General features: G+C 73.8%; 18 protein-coding genes, 2 pseudogenes and 1 riboswitch. Of the genes and pseudogenes, 13 read left to right on the forward strand and 7 right to left on the reverse strand.

The genetic code is table 11. The features are described from left to right. Positions 1-38: 38 nt before the first annotated feature. Together OIE75_RS10945 and OIE75_RS10950 are read right to left on the reverse strand one after the other, a co-directional pair. Positions 39-782, reverse strand: coding sequence for a zinc ribbon domain-containing protein (locus OIE75_RS10945; RefSeq protein ID WP_307017875.1), 744 nt, complete (start codon positions 780-782; stop codon positions 39-41). Then, positions 779-1645: a Nif3-like dinuclear metal center hexameric protein gene (locus OIE75_RS10950; RefSeq protein ID WP_329470540.1), complete on the reverse strand. Its 867-nt coding sequence runs from the start codon at positions 1643-1645 to the stop codon at positions 779-781. The genes OIE75_RS10945 and OIE75_RS10950 overlap by 4 nt, the downstream gene beginning before the upstream one ends. A gap of 210 nt (positions 1646-1855) precedes the next feature. Between OIE75_RS10950 and OIE75_RS10955 the strand changes: the two genes are divergently transcribed. Together OIE75_RS10955 and OIE75_RS10960 are read left to right on the forward strand one after the other, a co-directional pair. Beyond that, on the forward strand, positions 1856-3046 hold the full coding sequence (locus tag OIE75_RS10955) for a hypothetical protein (RefSeq protein WP_329470543.1): 1191 nt from the start codon (positions 1856-1858) through the stop codon (positions 3044-3046). Positions 3047-3143: 97 nt separating this feature from the next. Continuing rightward, positions 3144-3311, forward strand: a complete 168-nt coding sequence (locus tag OIE75_RS10960; protein ID WP_202544860.1) for a hypothetical protein — start codon at positions 3144-3146, stop codon at positions 3309-3311. A gap of 90 nt (positions 3312-3401) precedes the next feature. Here OIE75_RS10960 and OIE75_RS10965 read toward each other — a convergent pair whose 3' ends face one another. Then, entirely contained in the window at positions 3402-4277 is an 876-nt protein-coding gene (locus OIE75_RS10965) for a MaoC family dehydratase (RefSeq protein WP_329470545.1), read from the reverse strand. A gap of 152 nt (positions 4278-4429) precedes the next feature. Between OIE75_RS10965 and OIE75_RS41425 the strand changes: the two are divergent. From OIE75_RS41425 to OIE75_RS10985, 5 genes and pseudogenes are all read left to right on the forward strand, one after another. After that, positions 4430-4993, forward strand: a pseudogene (locus OIE75_RS41425) (ABC transporter ATP-binding protein); the annotation flags it as partial. A 15-nt stretch (positions 4994-5008) separates the two neighbouring features. Further along, a pseudogene (locus OIE75_RS41430) lies at positions 5009-5107 on the forward strand (ABC transporter ATP-binding protein); the annotation flags it as partial. A 263-nt stretch (positions 5108-5370) separates the two neighbouring features. Next, positions 5371-6090 (forward strand): ABC transporter permease, encoded by a 720-nt coding sequence (locus tag OIE75_RS10975; protein WP_307011679.1) that lies wholly within the window; start codon positions 5371-5373, stop codon positions 6088-6090. A gap of 34 nt (positions 6091-6124) precedes the next feature. Further along, on the forward strand, positions 6125-7351 hold the full coding sequence (locus OIE75_RS10980) for a sensor histidine kinase (RefSeq protein WP_329470549.1): 1227 nt from the start codon (positions 6125-6127) through the stop codon (positions 7349-7351). A 30-nt stretch (positions 7352-7381) separates the two neighbouring features. Next, positions 7382-8014 (forward strand): response regulator transcription factor, encoded by a 633-nt coding sequence (locus OIE75_RS10985; protein ID WP_329473966.1) that lies wholly within the window; start codon positions 7382-7384, stop codon positions 8012-8014. 168 nt (positions 8015-8182) lie between these two features. Here OIE75_RS10985 and OIE75_RS10990 read toward each other — a convergent pair whose 3' ends face one another. Continuing rightward, positions 8183-9637: an MFS transporter gene (locus OIE75_RS10990; RefSeq protein WP_393562601.1), complete on the reverse strand. Its 1455-nt coding sequence runs from the start codon at positions 9635-9637 to the stop codon at positions 8183-8185. A 229-nt stretch (positions 9638-9866) separates the two neighbouring features. Between OIE75_RS10990 and OIE75_RS10995 the strand changes: the two genes are divergently transcribed. From OIE75_RS10995 to OIE75_RS11015, 5 genes are all read left to right on the forward strand, one after another. Continuing rightward, positions 9867-11630, forward strand: a complete 1764-nt coding sequence (locus OIE75_RS10995; protein WP_307011685.1) for an MFS transporter — start codon at positions 9867-9869, stop codon at positions 11628-11630. A 386-nt stretch (positions 11631-12016) separates the two neighbouring features. After that, positions 12017-12667, forward strand: coding sequence for a class I SAM-dependent methyltransferase (locus OIE75_RS11000; protein ID WP_307017879.1), 651 nt, complete (start codon positions 12017-12019; stop codon positions 12665-12667). Positions 12668-12689: 22 nt separating this feature from the next. Then, positions 12690-13664, forward strand: coding sequence for an N-acetylmuramoyl-L-alanine amidase (locus tag OIE75_RS11005; protein WP_329470553.1), 975 nt, complete (start codon positions 12690-12692; stop codon positions 13662-13664). 158 nt (positions 13665-13822) lie between these two features. Next, entirely contained in the window at positions 13823-14692 is an 870-nt protein-coding gene (locus OIE75_RS11010) for a hypothetical protein (protein WP_329470555.1), read from the forward strand. Positions 14693-14798: 106 nt separating this feature from the next. Then, positions 14799-15086 carry a hypothetical protein gene (locus tag OIE75_RS11015; RefSeq protein ID WP_122620370.1) on the forward strand — a complete coding sequence of 96 codons (288 nt, stop codon included), beginning with the start codon at positions 14799-14801 and terminating at the stop codon, positions 15084-15086. Between the two features lie 48 nt (positions 15087-15134). On the opposite strand, the gene OIE75_RS11020 is transcribed toward OIE75_RS11015, so the two are convergent. The 3 genes from OIE75_RS11020 to OIE75_RS11030 are packed head-to-tail and all read right to left on the reverse strand — an operon-like array spanning position 15135 to position 18339. Next, the gene (locus OIE75_RS11020; RefSeq protein WP_329470557.1) at positions 15135-16223 is read right to left on the reverse strand and encodes a prenyltransferase/squalene oxidase repeat-containing protein; all 1089 of its coding nucleotides are present in this window, start codon (positions 16221-16223) and stop codon (positions 15135-15137) included. Next, positions 16220-16954, reverse strand: a complete 735-nt coding sequence (locus OIE75_RS11025; protein ID WP_114532740.1) for a class I SAM-dependent methyltransferase — start codon at positions 16952-16954, stop codon at positions 16220-16222. Before OIE75_RS11025 ends, OIE75_RS11020 begins: the two co-directional genes overlap by 4 nt. After that, positions 16948-18339, reverse strand: a complete 1392-nt coding sequence (locus OIE75_RS11030; RefSeq protein ID WP_329470560.1) for a glycosyltransferase family 4 protein — start codon at positions 18337-18339, stop codon at positions 16948-16950. The genes OIE75_RS11025 and OIE75_RS11030 overlap by 7 nt, the downstream gene beginning before the upstream one ends. 194 nt (positions 18340-18533) lie before the next feature. On the opposite strand from OIE75_RS11030, the gene OIE75_RS11035 reads away from it, so the two are divergent. Beyond that, positions 18534-19196 carry a TetR family transcriptional regulator gene (locus OIE75_RS11035; RefSeq protein ID WP_307011693.1) on the forward strand — a complete coding sequence of 221 codons (663 nt, stop codon included), beginning with the start codon at positions 18534-18536 and terminating at the stop codon, positions 19194-19196. 144 nt (positions 19197-19340) lie between these two features. After that, a riboswitch (cobalamin riboswitch) is annotated at positions 19341-19404 on the forward strand. Position 19405: the final 1 nt, after the last annotated feature.

Below are 19405 nucleotides of genomic sequence, written 5' to 3' on the forward strand. Positions count from 1 at the left end.
CGCCGAAGCTTCCACCGAAGCCGCCACCGAACCGGCCCCTACAGCCCGGAGTCGGCCGTGCGCACCAGGATGCGACGGCAGTTCTCGCAGCGTACGACGGTGTCGGGCGCCGTCGAGCGGATCTCGCTCAGCTCGGTGATCGCCAGCTCCTGGCGGCACCCCTGGCAGCTGCGCTGGTACAGCTTGGCCGCGCCGACGCCGCCCTGCTGCTCGCGCAGCTTGTCGTAGAGCTTCAGCAGGTCGTCGGGGACCGAGCCGACGATGACCTCGCGCTCCTTGGTCACCGAGGCCGCCTCGCCGTCCAGTTCCTCGACGGCCGCGTCCCGGCGCGCGGTGGCGTCGTCGATCTTCCCCTGGACCGCGCCGACCCGCTCGGTCAGCTCGGCGACCCGCTCCTGCGCGGACTCGCGGCGCTCCATCACCTCCAGGACGACGTCCTCCAGGTCGCCCTGCCGCTTGGCGAGCGAGGCGATCTCACGCTGGAGGTTCTCCAGGTCCTTCGGGGAGGTGACGGCGCCGGAGTCCAGGCGCTGCTGGTCGCGGGTGGCGCGCTGACGCACCTGGTCCACGTCCTGCTCGGCCTTGGTCTGCTCGCGGGCGCAGTCGCTCTCCTCGGTCTGCGCGGCCACGAGCAGGTCGCGCAGCTGGGTGAGGTCCTTGGTCAGCGACTCGATCTCGGCGTGCTCGGGCAGCGACCGGCGCTTGTGCGCGAGCTGCTGGAGCCGGACGTCGAGGCCCTGCACGTCGAGGAGGCGGATCTGGTCGGCGGGCTCGGCTTTCAGTTGGGGGCTCCCATTGTGTTGGAGGTCGGGGCGGACGCCGCGTGGGCGGTCCAGGGGTCGGTGACCGTCTTCGAGACGTGGACCCTGAGGTCCCAGCCGTTGCGGTCGGAGATCTCGTCGAGCTGGGCCGCGGCCAGCTCGCACCAGGGCCACTCGGTGGCCCAGTGCGCCGCGTCGAGCAGCGCGAGGGGACTTTGGGCGCGATCCGCCATGAACTCTGCGGCGGGGTGGTGGCGGAGGTCCGCGGTGAGGAAGGCGTCGACGCCGGCCGCCCGCACGTGGTCGAAGAGGCTGTCGCCGGAGCCGCCGCTGACGGCGACCGCGCGGACGGTCGCCTCCGGGTCGCCGGCGACGCGCAGGCCCTGCGCGGTGGCGGGCAGCCGCTCGGCGGCGCGGGCGGCGAACTCGCGAACGGTCAGCGGATGCTCCAGTTCGCACACCCTGCCCAGGCCGCGGCGGCCCTCGGGGTCGGTCGGGTCCGGCACCAGGGGCCGTACGACGCGCAGGTCGAGCGCGCCGGCCAGCGCGTCGGAGACGCCCGGGTCGGCGGTGTCGGCGTTGGTGTGGGCGACGTGCAGGGCGATGTCGTTCTTGATGAGCGTGTGCACCACGCGGCCCTTGAAGGTGGAGGCGGCGACCGTCGTCGTCCCCCGCAGATAGAGCGGGTGGTGGGTGACGAGCAGGTCGACGCCGAGCTTCACGGCCTCGTCGACGATCTCCTGGACGGGGTCGACGGCGAACAGGACCCGGGAGACCTCCTGGTCGGGCTCGCCCACGACAGTACCGACCGCGTCCCAGGACTCGGCCCGCTCGGCGGGCCACAGGTTCTCCAGCGCGGCGATGACTTCTGACAGACGGGGCACGAAGCCAAGGCTACCTGGAGGTTCTGTGCCCTTGTACCCGTCGCCGGTACCCGCCGCGGCCCTCGCCGCCGACCCGGTCCGGCACAGCACACACCCCTCCCTCCCCTCAGGTGAATCGTTCCTGTGACACACGTACGTGTGATGGGGACGGCAGCCGGTCCCCCGCCCGCGCGTGCGAAAACTAGCTTCGTCGCCGGAGGTGACCGAACGATGACGGCCTGTGCGATCGAGCCTTCGGCGGAGTCCGGGAACAGCGGGGCCCCGCGGGCGGGCTGCAGCATCACCGCGGAAGGCGCCTACGCCGCGCGTCTCGCCCGGCGCGGGGAGTCCTGGTACCCGGAGCGCTGGACCCTGGACGGCCCCGAGCCGTACGCGGTGCCGCTGCCCGGCAACCAGCCCGAGGAGCCCGGCACGGAGGTGCAGCCGATGGCCGACGGGCGGGTCCTGGTGCACCGCGTCGCTGCCGGACGGCACCACTTCTCGCTGCTGTACCCGACCGGCCCGGGCACCGGTGAGCTGCCCCTCGGCGCGGTGGAGTGCCCGCCGGACACCACCGGGCTGCGGCTGCTCCCGCCGGTGCCGGGCGGCGAGCGGGCGTACGCGCTCGCCGTCGGTCCGCGGGCGACGGTGCTGTGGCAGGTCGTGGGCGGCGCCTTCGGGCCGGAGCGGCTGGCCGAGATCCCCGGCCGCTGCTCGGGCGGTGTCTGGCTGGACCGCGCGGGCCGGATACTCGCCCTGGACCGGGAGACCGGCGGGCGCGTGAAGGCGGTCGCGGTGGACCTGGAGCGGGACGGAGAGGTGTCGCCGCTGCTGCAGATCGCCCCCGAGAGCGACGACCGCATACTGCTGGCCGACCCCGACAGCGGACTGGTGCTGATCCGTTCGGACGCGCCCTCGCCGGGGCGGGACCGGCTCGGCTGGGGAGTGCTGGGCAGCACGCTGCCGGTGCGCTTTCCGGAGTGCCTGCGGCTGCCGGACTGCGTGGTGACGCCGGTCGCGATCCAGCCTGGGCAGACACTGACGCCGGAGCGGTGCGCGGTGGCGCTGCGCGTGGACGGCCCGTTCGGCAGCTGGGTCGGGGTGTGGCGGCCGGCCGAGCGTCGGGTGCGCCACCTTCCGGCGCCCGAGGGGTGGTTGACGGGGGCGGGGCTGTGGACGGCGGACGGGGAGCTGCGGCTTCCGTGCTCCACCCCGGAACTGCCGTGCGGGGTGGCGCGGCTGGCCCCGGGGGAAGCGGGGGGCACCGGCGACGCGGGAGGCGCCGGCGATACGGGGGACGCGGCTCCGGACCGGCCCGCCGAGCCGGACGGAAAGCCGGACGAAAAGGATGAACAGACACCCCCTCCACCCCGCCCCGTACCCCTTCAACAGGCCCCGCTGGCACGGCTTGTAACGAAGTAGTGCCGGTTGGCGCGGCCGCCTGGATTCGGGTCGAGGGGTGCCGGTTACACTCGCCCGGCTGTACGAAAGATCATGTTGACGGGGTGAATTCCTTCCGATGAACGACGCCAGCACGACCCAGCCGATGCAGGCCGCCGGTGCCGACGTTTCCGAGACCGACACCGGCCACGGCAAGCACCGCGGACCGGTCTCCAGCCAGGAGGCCGCGGCGACCCCGCGGGGCCGTCACCGCAAGCCGTCCGAGGAGTCCGGGACGGCGGCCTGACGGCACGCCGAGGCACGACACACACGCGGTAGAGAAGCAGGCAAGCGGCTACGGCCCCGTGCGTCACTCCGACGGACGGGGCCGTCGTCGTCACTCGTACCGGACGACGGTGTCGGCGAGGACCGGGGCGTCGTCCCGCTCGACGGCGCTCACCGCCACGCGCACCGAGCGGCCGCCGTCCGGCACCACCGGCCGCCACATCCGCACCCGCAGCGTCTCCCCCGGGTACACCACCCCGGCGAACCGCGTGCGGTACTCGCGCACCCGGGTCACGTCACCGTCCAGCAGCGTGTCGACCACCGACTTGAGCGTGGAGCCGTAGGTGCACAGCCCGTGCAGGACGGGCCGCTCGAAGCCGGCGCGCGCGGCGAACTCCGGGTCGGCGTGCAGCGGGTTCCAGTCACCGCTGAGGCGGTAGAGCAGGGCCAGGTCCTCGCGTACCGGAAGGTCGGCGACCTGATCGGGCTCCGTGTCCGGCGGCGGTCCGGGGCGCCCGGACGGCCCCCGCTCGCCGCCCCAGCCGCCCTCCCCGCGGACGAAGATCTCGGCCTCGTCGGTCCACAGCGGCCCGTCCGCGCCGGTGACGTCGGTGCGCAGCACGAGGACGGCCGCCGTGCCCTTGTCGTACACGGCGACGACGCGCGAGGCCGCGCTCGCCCGGCCGCGCACCGGGACGGGCCGGTGCGTCAGCAGGCGCTGCCCGCCGTGCAGGACGCGGGCGAGGTCGACGTCGACGCCGGGCCTGGACAGCGCGCCGATCACCCCCGGGGGTCCGCCCCCCGCCACCGTCGCGAAGCTCGGCAGCACGTGCAGCCGGGACTCCAGGGTGTAGCGCAGCTCGCGGGGGTCGGTGGCGGGCAGTCCCGCGCCGATCCCGAGGTGGTAGAGCTGGACGTCCTTGTGGTCCCAGGCGAGTTCGCGGACGTGGGGCGGTGCGGCGAGTGCCGTGGCCGCGTCGACGGGCATGGCTGTCCCCTTCTCCCAGGTCCTCCCAGGCATGTGGACGGTGACCGGCAGCCACGACCGTACGGGACGCCGGCGGCCGGGACATTTGTCCTCCCGGACTCCGGACAACCGCATCTGCCGCCCACCCCCGCCGGCTCCGTAGCGTCACCGGCATGAGAGCGACAGAAGCCACCGCGTCCGCCGTCTGCTTCACGCGAGCGGCCAAGGCGTACGGCGATGTGCGCGCCGTGGACGGCGTGGACCTGGAGATCGCGCGCGGTGAGACGGTCGCGCTGCTCGGCCGCAACGGCGCCGGCAAGTCCACGGCGATCGCGCTGCTGCTGGGCCTGTGCCCGCCCGACGCGGGCACGGTGGCGCTGTTCGGCGGGGAGCCGGAGCGGGCGGTGCGCGCGGGCCGGGTGGGGGCCATGCTCCAGGAGGCGCGGGCGGTGCCCCGGGTCACCGTGGGCGAGCTGGTCGCCTTCGTGGCCGGCCGCTACCCGGCGCCGATGCCGGTCGGGCAGGCCCTGGAGCTGGCCGGGATCGAGCGGCTGGCCGGGCGTCGCGTGGACCGGCTGTCCGGCGGGCAGACCCAGCGGGTGCGGTTCGCCGTCGCGCTGGCAGGCAACCCCGACCTGCTGGTCCTCGACGAACCCACGGCGGCCCTGGACGTGGAGGCCCGGCACACCTTCTGGGAGTCGATGCGGGCCTACGCGCGGCGTGGCAGCACCGTCCTCTTCTCCACCCACTACCTGGAGGAGGCCGAGGCGCACGCCGACCGCATCCTGGTCCTCGACCGGGGGCGGATCGTCGCGGACGGCACCGGTGACGAACTGCGCCGGGCGGCGGGCGGCAGCCGCGTCTCCTTCGACCTGGCGGGCCGAGCCACCGGCGACCTGGCGCTGCTGCCCGGCGTGTGCGCGCTGGAGATCCGCGGGCACCGGGCGCTGCTGCGCACCGACGACTCCGACGCGACCGTGATCGCCCTCGCCGAGCGGGGCGCGATCCGCGGCCTGGAGGTCGCCCCGGCATCCCTGGACGACGCCTTCCTGGCCCTGACGACGACGGCCGCGGAGACCACCGCGCAGACCGCCACGGAGACGGAGCCGGTGCGATGAGGGACTACCTGCGGCTGGAGACGCGCCGCACGCTGCGCGACCCCGGCTTCGTGATCGGCGGCATCGCCATGCCGGTCCTCATGTACCTCCTCTTCACCAACCTCGGAGGCGGCGACGCGGGCGACTGGAAGACCGGGGCGATGGTCGGCATGGCGGCGTACGGCGCGGTCGGCTCGGCCCTGAACACCGGCGGCGGGGTCGCCGAGGACCGGGCGATCGGCTGGCTGCGGCAGCTGCGGGTGACGCCGATGCCGCCGCACCAGGTGGTGGTGGGGCGCGCGCTGACCGCCTCGGTCACGGTGCTGCCCGCGATCATGGCCGTCCTCGCCGCGGGCGGCCTGGTCAACGGCGTACGGCTGGAGGCGTGGCAGTGGGCGGCGCTGGCGCTGCTGCTGTGGCTGGGGTCGGTCCCGTTCACGCTGCTGGGCCTCGGCAACGGCTACCGGCTGACCGGGCAGACCACCGGGGTGGCGAACATGGTGGCCAACCTGGGGCTCGCGGTCCTCGGCGGGCTGTGGTTCCCGTTGGCGCTGTTCCCGGAGTGGCTGCGCGCGGTGTCGGCGTACACCCCGACCAACCGCTTCGCCGAGCTGGGCACCTCGGTCGCCACGGGGCAGGCGCCCCCGGCGGGTGCGATTCTCGTACTGGCGGCATGGCTGCCGGCGTTCGGGGCGTACGCCGTCCTGTCCTACCGCCGCGGCACGGAACGCGGCTGAGCACGTGAACGACCGAGGAGAGGGGCCGAGGGCGATGAGCGGGACCGGAGGGTGGCTGCGCAGGGTCTCGTGCCGCCTGGACGCGTGGCAGCTGGCGCGGCAGTCCGAGCCGGTGGCGGCGGCGAAGGCGGGCGAGCTGCCGGAGCGGGTCGGTCCGCCGCCCACCGGTTTCGCGCTCCTGCCCTGGCTGCTGATGGGCCTGGGCAGCCTGGCCAACATCTTCCAGGGACGGACGTCGAACCCCTGGATCGGCGGCCTGGGTCTCCTGGTCTTCAACTCCCTCTACATCTACGTGGCCTTCCGCTCCTTCGACAAGGAGCGGCGCGAGGCGCCGTCGACCCGGCTGGCCCTGGCCGGCATGGCGCTGGTGACCTGCGCCCTGTCCCTGGCCTACGGCGGCAGCTGGCTGCTGTTCTTCCCGCTGCTCGGCCTCGCGGCGGGCGCGGCGCTGCGCGGGCGGTGGCTGGGCCGGTGGGGCTGGACGCTGGCCGCCGCGGCCGGGATCGTGGCCGGCGTCAAGGACGGCTGGACCGGCCTCAACATCGCCTACGGGACCTTCCTGTCCACGATGGTGACGGCCGCGATCCTGAGCCTGTCCGACGCCGTACGGCAACTGCGCGCGGCCCGGGAGGAACTGGCGACGCGGGCGGTGGCGGAGGAGCGGCTGCGGTTCTCCCGGGACCTGCACGATCTGCTCGGGCACACCCTGTCCGTGATCGTGGTCAAGTCGGAGGCGGCCCGGCGGCTGGCGCACCGCGACCTGGACGCCGCGCTGACCCAGATCGGCGACATCGAGGCGGTCGGGCGTCAGGCGCTGACGGAGGTCCGGGAGGCGGTCACCGGATACCGGGAGGGCAGCCTGGGGACCGAGCTGGACCGGGCCCGTTCGGCGCTGGCCGCGGCGGACGTGGAGCCGGTGGTCGTCCGCTCGGGACCGCCGCTGCCTCCGCAGGCCGAGGCGCTGCTGGGGTGGGTGGTGCGGGAGGCGGTCACCAACGTCGTACGGCACAGCGGGGCGAGCCGGTGCGAGATCGCCGTGTCGGGCGGCGCGGACCGGGTCCGGCTCACCGTCACGGACAACGGCACGGGCGCCGCCGGCCCCACCCGGGGTCCGGGCACCGGCCTGACCGGTCTGACGGAACGCCTCCTCACGGCCGGCGGCTCGCTGACCGCGGGCGTGGAGCCCCGGGGCGGCTTCGCGGTGACGGCGGAACTGCCGGTTCCGCAGGAGGAGAGGCCGGTGGGGGCGTCGGCGCCCTAACCTGGCCCCGTGACCGACGAGTCTTCCCCCGTGACCGACACGCCTCCCCGCCCCCGGCCCATCCGCGTCCTCCTCGCCGAGGACCAGGGCATGATGCGCGGCGCGCTCGCGCTGCTGCTCGGGATGGAGGAGGACATCGAGGTGGTCGCGCAGGTGTCGGCCGGGGACGAGATCGTCGCCGCCGCGCTCGCGCACCGTCCGGACGTCGCCCTGCTCGACATCGAACTGCCGGGCCGCAGCGGCCTGGACGCCGCCGCCGAGCTGAGGGAGCGGGTGCCCGGCTGCCGGGTGCTGATCCTGACCACGTTCGGCCGTCCCGGGTACCTGCGGCGGGCCATGGAGGCGGGCGCCGCCGGTTTCCTGGTGAAGGACGGTCCGGTGGAGGAACTGGCCGGTGCCGTCCGCCGGGTGCTGGGCGGTGAGACGGTCGTGGACCCCGTACTGGCCGCCGCCGCGCTCAGTGCGGGGCCCAGCCCGCTCACGGCCCGGGAGTGCGACGTGCTGCGGGCCTCGGCGGACGGGGCGACCGTCGCGGACGTCGCCGCGGTCCTGCATCTCTCCGAGTCCACGGTGCGCAACTATCTCTCGGCGGCGATCGGCAAGACGGCTACGCGCAACCGGACGGAGGCGCTGCGCGAGGCTCGGCGGCAGGGGTGGGTGTGAGTGGGGGCTGCTCCAGGGCCGGGGGGTGTGTGAGTGAGGGCTGTCCCAGGGCCGGGGGGTGTGTGAGTGAGGGCTGCCCCAGGGGCGGGGTGGTTCGTCGAGTGCGGGCCGGTGGGTGGTTGCTCGCGCAGTTCCCCGCGCCCCTTCGGGGCGCTCGCTCCGAGGCGCTCATGCCGTGGCGGGCTTTGGCTTTCCGGCCGGTAGCCACGCCCACATGAGGAGGGCGGCGGCGGTCAGGACCGCTGTTCCCGTGCGGAAGACCAGGGCGTAGCCGTCCGTGAGCGCCACCGGGCCGGCGTGCTCTCCCCCGGACCTCGCCGCCGCGATCGTGGACATCACCGCGAGGCCCAGTGAACCGCCCATCGTGCGGGACGTGTTGACCAGGCCGGAGACCAGCCCCGCGTCGCCGGGTGCCGCACCGGAGATGGCCAGGGAGGCCAAGGGCGTCGCCGCCATGCCCGCGCCCAGCATCATCAGCACGCCGGGGATCATGATCGCCGTCAGGAAGCCCCCGTCCGCGGTCATCGTCGACTGCCAGCCGAAGCCGGCCGCCGCCACGAGCGTGCCCAGCACGGCCACGTTCCGCGCCCCGAGCACCGGCATGAAGCGCGGCGCCGCCTTGGACCCGAGGATCACCGCCAGCGAGCTGGGCACCAGCGCGAGACCGGCCTCCAGCGGGGTGTAGCCCAGCACGTTCTGCGCGTACAGCGTCATGAAGAACCACATCGAGAACATCGACGAGCCGGACACCAGCATCGCCACGTTCGCCGACGCCACCGACCGCCGCCGCAGCAGCCCGAGCGGCATCAGCGGCGCCGCCGTCCGCGCCTCGACGAGGAGGAACAGCCCGAGCAGCGCGAGGCCGGCGAGCAGCGGCACCAGCGTCGCCGTCGCCGTCCAGCCCTCGGACTCGGTCTGCGAGATGCCGTAGGCGAGCGTGGCCAGTCCGACGGTGACCAGCAGCGCGCCCGGCAGGTCGAGGCGCCGCCGCGCCGCGCCCCGGCTCTCGGTCAGCCACAGCACGGCGCCGGCCAGCACGACCGCGCCCACCGGCACGTTGATCAGCAGCACCCAGCGCCAGGACAGCCCGTCCACCAGGGCGCCGCCCACCAGTCCGCCCGCGGCGCCGCCCCCGGCGCCCACGGCAGTCCAGGTCGCGATCGCCCGGGCCCGCGCGGCCCCCTCCGGCACCGCCGCCGTCAGGATCGTCAGCGTCGAGGGCGCGAGCACCGCCGCGCCCAGGCCCTGCACGGCCCGCGCGGCCAGCAACTGCCAGCCCTCCTGGGCCAGGCCGCCGCCCAGTGAGGCCAGGGTGAACAGCCCGAGCCCGACCAGGAACATCCGCTTGCGCCCGTACAGGTCACCGGCCCGCCCACCGAGCAGCATGAACCCGGCGAAGGCGATGGCGTAGGCGTTGACCACCCACTGGAGCCCCTGCGCGCTCAGCCCGAGGTCGGTGCGCATGGACGGCAGGGCGACGTTGACGACGGACACGTCGAGCACGACCAGGAACTGTCCGGCACAGGCCAGGGCGACGACCAGCCAGGTCGGGGGCGTGCGGCGGGTGGATGTGCGGGCGGTGGCGGAGACGGGGGAACTGGTTGCTTCGGGCATGGGTGTCATGGTCTCAACGGCAGCCCGGCCCGTACATCGGAATTTGGTCCCGGACCGGCCTGGGTCCACGGACCCAGGCCGTCGCGGACCTGGACGAGGACCAAGAGAAGGTCAAGAATTCATTAGGGACCCGAAGCAACGGAATAGTTGCCCTGGCTGACGAGGTTCATCCTGCAGTCATCCCGCACCGCGGTACCGCACTGCACTTCGACGCCCCCCGGCCTGGAGGCCCCACCCCATGTCCCACACGACGACCGACGAACCCACCCGGAGTGCGAGCGGGGCCACCGTCCCGGTGCTCGCCTTCGCGGGCATCGTCGTCGCGGTGATGCAGACCCTGCTCGTCCCCGTCATCAAGGACCTGCCCGCGCTCCTGGACACCAGCCCCAGCAACGCCACCTGGGTCCTGACGTCGACGCTCCTGTCCGGAGCCGTGGCCACGCCGATCATGGGCCGGCTCGGCGACCTGTTCGGCAAGCGCCGGATGCTGATCGTCAGCCTCTCGGTGATGGTGGTGGGCGCGCTGATCAGCGCGTTCACCGACGCACTGCTCCCGATGATCGTCGGCCGCACGCTCCAGGGCGTCGCGATGGGCGCGATACCCCTCGGCATCGGCCTGATGCGCGACATCCTGCCCCGCGAGCGGCTCGGCTCGGCGATGGCGCTGATGAGCTCCTCGATCGGCGTCGGCGGCGGCCTCGCGCTGCCCGCCGCGGCCCTGGTCGCCCAGCACACCGACTGGCACACCCTGTTCTACGGCGCCGCCGGCCTCGGCGTGCTCTCCATCGCCCTGACCCTGCTGGTCGTACCGGAGTCCCCGCTGCGCGCCAAGGGCTCCTTCGACCTGCCGGGCGCGGCCGGTCTGACCGCCGGTCTGATCCTCTTCCTCCTGCCGATCACCAAGGGCAGCGACTGGGGCTGGTCGTCGCCCTCCACGCTCGGCCTGTTCGCCGCCGCCGTCGTGGTCCTGCTGCTCTGGGGCCTGATGGAGCTGCGCGTCGCCGCCCCGCTGGTCGACCTGCGCACCACGGCCCGCCGCGAGGTCCTGCTCACCAACCTCGCCTCGATCATGGTCGGCGTCTCCTTCTTCGTCATCTCCCTGGTCCTGCCGCAGCTCCTCCAGCTGCCCGCCGAGACGGGCTACGGCCTCGGGCAGTCGATGGTCGTCGCGGGCCTGTGCGTGGCGCCGCTGGGCCTGACGATGATGTTCACGGCGCCGGTCTACGCCCGGCTGTCCGCCCGCTACGGCCCCCGGACCACCCTGATCATCGGCCTGATGATCATCGGGATCGGCTACGCCGGCGGCCTCGGTCTGATGAACGCCGCCTGGCAGACCGTCATCACCTCGGTGCTGATCGGCGCGGGCATCGGCCTCGCCTACTCCTCGCTGCCGGCGCTGATCATCGGCGCGGTCCCGGCCTCGGAGACAGGCGCGGCCAACGGCCTCAACACCCTGATGCGGTCCATCGGTACGTCGGTGTCGAGCGCCGTGATCGGCATGGTGCTCGCCAACACCTCGAACGACGTGGGCGGCGTCGCCGTCCCCACCATGCACGGCTTCCGGGTCTCCTTCCTGATCGCGACCGCCGCGGTCGCCGTCGGCCTGGCACTGGCCTTCTTCCTCCCCCGCCGCCCGTCCACGGCCACGCAGCTGCGCGCGAGCAGCGAGGAGGACGCGAACCTGGCCCGCGCCGAGCAGGCGCTCGCCGGGGAGGCCGTCGCCGGTGAGTCGCCGCGCGGCTTCCGGGGCCGGGTGCTGGACGCCGACGGCGCCCCCGTCGCCCGCGCCAAGGTCACGCTGATCGACCGGCACGGCCGGCAGGCGGGCGCGACCCTCTCCGCCGGGGACGGCGGCTACGCCCTGGCCGTGCCCGCGCGAGGCCCGTACGTACTGGCCGCCCGCGCCGCCGGACACGGCCCGCTCGCCCACGCGGCGACCCACGGCGGCGACCACCAGGTCGACCTGGACCTGTCCCTGCCGGGCGAGACGGTCCACGCCTGACCCGCACGCCGTCACCACTCACCGCACCCCCTGCCGCACGTCCGGCAGGGGGTGCGGTGCGACGGGGAGGACCGCACCCGCACCGGCCCGCCGGGACTCCCCTCTCCGGGCCGGCCCACAGGCGCACGCGCACCCTTCCCCACCCACCCCCGGCAGACGGTGCACCCGGCACGGACACCCCCGCACCGGCCCGCCGGGACACCCCTCTCCAGGCGCACAGGCGCACGCGCACCCTCCCTCCCCACCTGCTCGGCGGAGTTCTCCCGGCCCGACCCACACCCCCGCCCCCTCACCGCACCCCCCGCCCGACCCCCGGTACGGAGTACGGCAGCATGGGCGCCGAACCGCGCCGCCGCCCGGCGCCCCGTGTCACCGAGAGGACCCGCATGTCCGCGCCGCCCGCCCCCGACGCCCTGGCCGCCTTCGAGGCCGCCAAGGGGTTCATGCCCGTGCACGAGGGCCGCGCGCTGTACGCCGCCGCCGTGGAGGCGGGCGGGCTCGGGCTGCCGCTGCTGGAGGTCGGCACGTACTGCGGGCGCTCCACCGTCCTGCTCGCCGACGCGGCCCGCCGGGCCGGGGTCACCGCGCTCACCGTCGACCACCACCGGGGCAGCGAGGAGCAGCAGCCGGGCTGGGACTACCACGACCCGGAGACGGTCGATCCCGAGCTGGGCGTGATGGACACCCTCCCCACCTTCCGCCGCACCCTGCACCGGGCCGGTCTGGAGGAGCACGTGGTCGCCCTCGTCGGCCGCTCGCCCCAGGTCGCGGCCCTCTGGAACTCCCCCCTCGGCCTGGTCTTCGTCGACGGCGGACACACCGACGAGCACGCGAACGCGGACTACGAGGGCTGGGCACCGCACGTGGCCGACGGCGGCCTCCTCGTCATCCACGACGTCTTCCCCCACCCGGCCGACGAGTTCACCGGCCAGGCCCCGTACCGCGTCTACCTCAGGGCCCTCGCGTCCGGCGCCTTCACGGAGGTCTCCGTGACCGACTCGCTGCGCGTCCTGCGGCGAACGGGTACGGGGATCTGAGGGCACGGTTAGAGTCGCTGACGTGTCGTACACAGGCCCCGATTTCGAACCTCCCCGGCCCCGTCGCTCCCCCCTGCGCCGCCCGCTGACCGTGGCGGTCGCCGCGCTGGTGCCCGGGGCGTTGCTCGGGTGGGGGGTGTACGCGGCGGTCGGCGGCTCCGACGACGGTGGGGACGCGTCCGGTGCGCGGACGTCCTCGGCGGCACCCTCCGAAGGCGCGGCCTCCGCGAGCGACGACGCCAGGAAGCCCGCGGAATCCTCGCCCTCCGCGAGCGGGAAGCCGACCGCGTCCTCCTCCAAGTCCGCGCCCGCCGGGGCCTCCGGGCCGCTCAAGGGGAAGGTCGTCGTCATCGACCCGGGGCACAATCCGGGCAACTTCCAGCACACGTCCGAGATCAACCGGAAGGTGAACGTCGGCACGCACTGGAAGGAGTGCGACACGACGGGCACCGCCACCAACGCGGGATATCCGGAGGCGAAGTTCACCCTCGACGTCGCCCACCGGCTGCGCACGCTGCTGGAGGAGCAGGGCGCCACGGTGAAACTGACGCAGGACGGCGACCGTTCGTACGGCCCCTGCGTGGACGAGCGGGCCCGGATCGGCAACGAGGCGGACGCGGATGCCGCGATCTCGATCCACGCCGACGGGTCGGGGGCCGGCAACCGCGGCTTCCACGTGATCCTGCCGGGAGCCGTGCACGACGGCGACGCCGACACCCGCCCCATCGTCGCGCCCTCCGCCGACCTCGGCGAGCGCGTCGCGGGCAACTTCCTGCGTGCCACGGGCAGCGCGCCGTCCAACTACCTCGGCGACGGCACCGGCCTGGTCACGCGCACGGACCTGGGCGGTCTCAATCTGTCAACGGTTCCCAAGGTGTTCATCGAGTGCGGCAACATGCGAGACGACAAGGACGTGGCGCTGCTGACCAGCGGCACTTGGCGCCAGAAGGCGGCGCAAGGGATGTCTGAGGGAATCGTGAGTTTCCTGCGCGGGTAGTGATCAGCGTCCCGATCCCTGCGGACAGCCCCGATGTGCGGACGATAGTGTCGTCCGTACGATGAGGGGCCACCCCCGCGCTTCACACCGGAACCTTTCGGCGACATCGTGACAGCGACGCCTCTATTGACGACGAGACGACCTACGAAGGACCTGAAGTGAATATCCGCTCCCTCACTCGAGGCGACGGCGTGGTGATCGGAGCAGCGGTTCTGCTGTTGATCGCGTCGTTCCTCGACATCTACTCGTTCGACGGTGCCCCGGACAGCGCCGACATCCCCAGCCTGTGGGGCAGTGGGCCGGTCGTGCTCGGTGTCGTCCTGGCGGGGGTCATCGGCGCCGCGCTCATCGTGGTGGCCCGCGCGATGCCGCAGCCCAAGAAGGTGGCCGGCCTCGACCTCGGCCAGTTCGGCATCGCCTTCACGGTCTTCGCGGCCTGGAGCGCGCTCGGCAACATCTTCGACCCGGCGGGCGCCTTCGACGGCGAGGGTGGCATCGTCGACGAGTTCGGGGCGGGCCTGGGCCTGATCCTCGCCCTCATCGCCACGCTGGTCATGGCCGCCGCTGCGGTGGCCACGCCGCTGCTCCCCGCCCTCAAGGGCGCCCTGATCCCGGCCGCGCGTCCGGCGGCACCGCAGCCCTACGGCGGCCAGCCGCAGGGTGGTTACGGCTACCCCGGCGCGCAGCAGCAGCCGTACGGCGGCCAGCCGGGCCAGCCCGGTCAGCCGGGTCAGCCGGGTCAGCCCTTCGGCGGTCAGCCGCAGCCGGGTCAGGCCCAGCCGCAGCCCCAGGCCCCGCAGCAGGCCCAGGCGCAGGCGCAGCCGGCCGGGGACTTCTCCCCGTTCTGGTTCGCCGTGCCGGTGCCGCGTCCGCTGTTCGCGGAGGACGGCTCGCCCACGCCGATCGCCGAGCTGGCGCCGGGCACCTGGTACCTGGCCGTCGAGCAGCGCGGTGCCAACCTGGTCGCGCAGACGCAGGACGGCCGCCGCGGCGTCCTCCAGGACACGTCGGGCATCCAGCGCGGCTGACCCGCCCGCATCACCCGCACCTCAACGGCCCTCCCTCCGGACCCGCTTCCGGACGGAGGGCCGTCGTCGTAGGTTTCCGCCGGGCTTCCGGGGCCATACGCAAGGCATGTCTAGATCTCACGGTTCCAGTTCCGCGGGCAGGGCCATAGCCGTCGTCGCCGACATCATGGCCTTCATCCTCGGCCTGTGGATTCTGATGTACCTGTTGGACGCCAACCGGGCCAACGACCTGGTCCAGTTCGTCCATGACGCTGCCAACTGGCTGGCCGGCTGGTCGCGTGACCTCTTCACCTTCGACGAGGACTGGGCCCGCGTGGTCGCCGGCTACGGCCTGGCCGCCGTGGTCTACCTCTTCATCGGCCACGCCATCGCCAACCGCGTCGGCCGCCGCTGAGCGTTCGTCTTCGACGAGAACCCGACCGGGTGTGGTGCCGCACCGTGCTCAGACGCAGCAGTCCGGGTCCAGCCCCCTCGGCAGGTGGTCGCCGGAGAAGACCTGGCAGGTGGCCTCGTGGCCGCCGAGGGCTGCGACGGCCAGGAGCAGGGAGCCGGCCGTCCAGGTGGTGAGTTCGCGGGGCCAGACGGCCTGGTCCTCGAAGACGTAGCCCGTCCAGTAGAGGCCGCTCTCGGGGTCGCGCAGGTGCTGGATGGACTGGAGGATCTCCAGGGCGTGGTCGGACTCGCCCACCGCCCACAGGGCGAGGGCGAGTTCGGCCGACTCGCCGCCCGTGACCCACGGGTTGGGGACGACGCAGCGCACGCCGAGGCCGGGGACGACGAAGCGGTCCCAGCTCTCCTTGATGCGGGACCTGGCCTCCGTGCCGGTCAGCGCGCCGCCCAGCACCGGGTAGTACCAGTCCATCGAGTACCGGCCCTTGTCCAGGAACCGCTCCGGGTGCCGCCGGATGGCGTGCCGCAGCGCGCCCGCCGCCAACTCCCAGTCGGGCTGAGGCTCCTCACGCTGCTCGGCGATCGCGAGCGCGCAGCGCAGCGCGTGGTGGACGGAGGAGCTGCCGGTCAGCAGCGCGTCCTTGGTGGCCGTGCCGTCCTCGTCGCGCCGCCAGCCGATCTGCCCGCCGGGCTGCTGGAGCCGCAGCACGAACTCGACCGCCGCGTGGACGACGGGCCACATCCGCTCCAGGAACGTGTCGTCGCCGGTGGCGAGGTAGTGGTGCCAGACGCCGACGGCGACGTAGGCGACGAAGTTGGTCTCCCGGCCCCGGTCGGTGACGTCGGCGAAGTCCCCGTCGGCGTAGGCGGCGTACCAGGAGCCGTCCGCGTTCTGGTGCCGGGCCAGCCACGCGTACGCCCGCTCGGCGGCCTCGTGCTCGTCGGCCGCGTCCAGGGCCATCGCCGCCTCGACGTGGTCCCAGGGGTCGAGGTGGTGCCCGCGGAACCACGGGATCGCCCCGTCCTCGCGCTGCACGGCGAGGATGCCGCGGACGGTCCCGGCGGCCTCGGCGTCGGTGAGGACGCCGGGCAGGACGAGGTGCTCGGTGCGGGGCGTGCGAGGACCGCGGGGCGATGTCACGCGGCGTCCACCGGCGGCAGGTGCGGCTTGGTCGCGTACGCCACGAAGCTCTTGCCGATCAGCGGGTTCAGCGCCTGCTCGGCGACCCGCGTCGCCAGCGGCTTCTTCATGATGTCCCAGACCAGCAGCTTGTGGTACGCCCGCACCGGCAGCGCCTTGTCGTTGTCGACGCCGAACGCGCACTTCAGCCACCAGTACGGCGAGTGCAGCGCGTGCGCGTGATGGCTGCCGTACGGCCGCAGCCCCGCCTCGCGGATGCGGGCGAGCAGCTGGTCGGCCTTGTAGATGCGGATGTGGCCGCCCTCGACCTCGTGGTAGGCGTCGGACAGCGTCCAGCAGACCTTCTCGGGGCCGTAGCGCGGGACGGTGACGGCGATGCGGCCGCCGGGCCTGAGCACCCGGACCATCTCGGCGAGGACACCCTTGTCGTCGTGGATGTGCTCCATCACCTCGGAGATGATGACCACGTCGAACGACTCGTCGGGGAAGGGCAGGGCCAGCGCGTCGCCCTCCATCGCGGTGGCGGTGGCGCCGGCCGGGGCCTCGCCGGCCTCCTCCATCGCCGCGAACCACTTGGCGACCTCGCGGATTTCCTCGGCGTTCCGGTCCAGCGCGACGACCCGGGCCCCGCGCCGATAGCACTCGAACGCGTGCCGGCCGGCGCCGCAGCCGAGGTCCAGTACGCGGTCGCCGGGGGCGAGCGGGAACCGGGAGAAGTCGACGGTCAGCACGTGGCCCTGCTTTCGGGGTAGACGCCGGTGTCACTGGTGGTGGTCGGGGTCGCGGGGGCGGGCGCCGGGGTGGCCCGGTCGGGGCCGACGGCCTCGCGGTAGCGGGCGACCGTGCCCTCGGCGGCGCGGGCCCAGGTGAAGTGCCGCAGCACGCGCTCGCGTCCGGCCGCGCCGAGGCGCACCCGCAGTTCCCGGTCGCCGAGCAGCCGGTTCAGGCCGGCGGCCAGCGCGTCCGCGTCGCCCGGCGGCACCGCGAGGCAGGTCTCCCCGTCGGGTCCCGCGACCTCCGGGACGGCCCCGCCGGTGGTGGCCAGCAGCGCCGTGCCCGTCGCCATCGCCTCGGCGGCCGGCAGCGAGAAGCCCTCGTACAGCGACGGCACGCACGCCACCTCCGCCGACCGCACCAGGTCGACGAGTTCGGCGTCGGAGATGCCCTTGACGAACTCGACGGCGCCTTCGAGGCCGTACCGCTCGATCGCCTGGGCGACGGGTCCCTCCGCGGGTCGCTTGCCGACGACGACGAGGTGCGCCCGCGGGTGTTCGGTGCGGACCTTCGCGAGCGCCTCGACGAGGAAGACCAGGCCCTTGAGCGGCACGTCCGCGCTGGACGTGGTCACGATCCGGCCCGGCACCCGGGGCACCGACGGGTCGGGCGAGAACAGGTCGGTGTCGGCGCCGATGTGGACGACGTGGATCCGGTCGTCCCGTACGCCGAGGTGGTCGACGATCTCCTGGCGGGAGGTGCCGGATACGGTGAGCACGGAGGGCAGGCGGCGCGCGACGCGCTTCTGCATGCGGGTGAAGGCGTACCAGCGGCGCACGGAGTACCGGCGCTTCCAGCCGTCGGCGGCGTCGAGTTCCAGTTGCCGGTCGACGGTGATGGGGTGGTGGATGGTGGTGACGAGGGGCGCGCCGACGTCGCCGAGCAGTCCGTACCCCAGCGTCTGGTTGTCGTGCACGACGTCGAAGTCGCCGCGGCGGGCGCGCAGATGGCGGCGGGCGCGCAGCGAGAACGTCAGCGGCTCCGGGAATCCGCCGGTCCACATCGTGCCGACCTCGACCGCGTCGATCCAGTCGCGGTACTCGCCGCGGCCCGGGGTGCGGAAGGGGTCGGGCTGGCGGTACAGGTCGAGACTGGGCAGCTCGGTGAGGGAGAGCCGGTCGCCGGCCGCGGGGTCCTCGTCCAGGACCGGATAGGGCTGGGCGCCGACGACCTCGACCCGGTGGCCGAGGCGGGCCAGTTCGCGCGAGAGGTGGCGGACGTAGACGCCCTGGCCGCCGCAGAACGGGTTCCCCTTGTAGGTGAGGAGGGCGATGCGGAGCGGTCGCAAGCCGTCGGCGGCGGGCTCCGGACGGGGACCCGTCCCACTGGCCTCAGCGGTCACTCCCGGGCCCCCTTCTCACTGCACTGTCCCGCGACACTACGCCGGGACGTTAATCTAGAACAAGTTTCAGACTTGATCGTCAGAGGCTCCGAATCTACCGGCAGGTAGCGGAGCTGGGACGAGTGGATCAGGTGATTCACGCCACGGCACGGCGCTCCGCCGGGCCACCGTGCCGGACGGACGACGGGGAGAAGGTGACCAAGGTGGACAACCCGGAAGCGGAATCAATTGCTCCGCAGCACCTCTCCCCCTCCCCGCCGCTCACCGAGCGACAGCGGGAGCGCCGCCGCCGCATCCTGCGCGCGACCGCCCAGCTGGCCTGCCGGGGCGGCTTCGAGGCCGTGCAGATGCGCGAGGTCGCGGAGTCGTCGCAGGTGGCCCTCGGCACGCTGTACCGGTACTTCCCGTCCAAGGTGCATCTGCTGGTCGCCACCATGCACGACCAGTTGGAGCGGCTGCACGGCACTCTGCGCAAGAGCCCGCCGGCCGGCGACACGGCCGGCGACCGGGTGGCCCAGACCCTGATGCGGGCCTTCGGCGCGCTGCAACGCGAACCCCGGCTGGCCGAGGCGATGGCCCGCGCCCTGACCTTCGCCGACCGCAGCGTCTCCCCGGAGGTCGACCAGGTCTCCCGGCAGACCACCGCGATCATCCTGGACGCGATCGGCGGCATGGAGAACGCGACGCCCGCCCAGCTCTCCGCGGTCCGCGTCATCGAACACACCTGGCTCTCCACCCTGATCACCTGGCTCGCCGGCCGCGCCTCGCTCACCCAGGTCCGCGTGGACATCGAAACGGTCTGCCGCCTGCTCGACCTGACGGAGACCGGACCGGGGCGGGCGGCGGCGCACGTGTGACGCCGGCTCGACCTGCGCACCACCGGCCGGCGCGGCGGGGGCCGAACACCCCGACCCCGCGCACCCGCCCCCGCTCCCCCGGCCGCCCCTCGGCCCGCGCGCCCCGGGCGGGTAAAGTGGCGGCGTCGTCATCACCCGTACGGGGGGAAGCCGGTGCAATTCCGGCGCTGACCCGCAACCGTGAACCGCCCGCGCCCGCCCAGGGACCT

The sequence above is a fragment of the Streptomyces sp. NBC_01723 genome (genome assembly GCF_036246005.1).
GTDB lineage: Bacteria > Actinomycetota > Actinomycetes > Streptomycetales > Streptomycetaceae > Streptomyces.

Bases quoted from the DNA above. Each gene is read 5' to 3' on its own strand.
- OIE75_RS10990 (WP_393562601.1), bottom strand. From the start codon at position 9,637: ATGACACCCATGCCCGAAGCAACCAGTTCCCCCGTCTCCGCCACCGCC.
- OIE75_RS10995 (WP_307011685.1), top strand. From the start codon at position 9,867: ATGTCCCACACGACGACCGACGAACCCACCCGGAGTGCGAGCGGGGCC.
- OIE75_RS10960 (WP_202544860.1), top strand. From the start codon at position 3,144: ATGAACGACGCCAGCACGACCCAGCCGATGCAGGCCGCCGGTGCCGAC.
- OIE75_RS10965 (WP_329470545.1), bottom strand. From the start codon at position 4,277: ATGCCCGTCGACGCGGCCACGGCACTCGCCGCACCGCCCCACGTCCGC.
- OIE75_RS11000 (WP_307017879.1), top strand. From the start codon at position 12,017: ATGTCCGCGCCGCCCGCCCCCGACGCCCTGGCCGCCTTCGAGGCCGCC.
- OIE75_RS10980 (WP_329470549.1), top strand. From the start codon at position 6,125: ATGAGCGGGACCGGAGGGTGGCTGCGCAGGGTCTCGTGCCGCCTGGAC.
- OIE75_RS11015 (WP_122620370.1), top strand. From the start codon at position 14,799: ATGTCTAGATCTCACGGTTCCAGTTCCGCGGGCAGGGCCATAGCCGTC.
- OIE75_RS10975 (WP_307011679.1), top strand. From the start codon at position 5,371: ATGAGGGACTACCTGCGGCTGGAGACGCGCCGCACGCTGCGCGACCCC.
- OIE75_RS10955 (WP_329470543.1), top strand. From the start codon at position 1,856: ATGACGGCCTGTGCGATCGAGCCTTCGGCGGAGTCCGGGAACAGCGGG.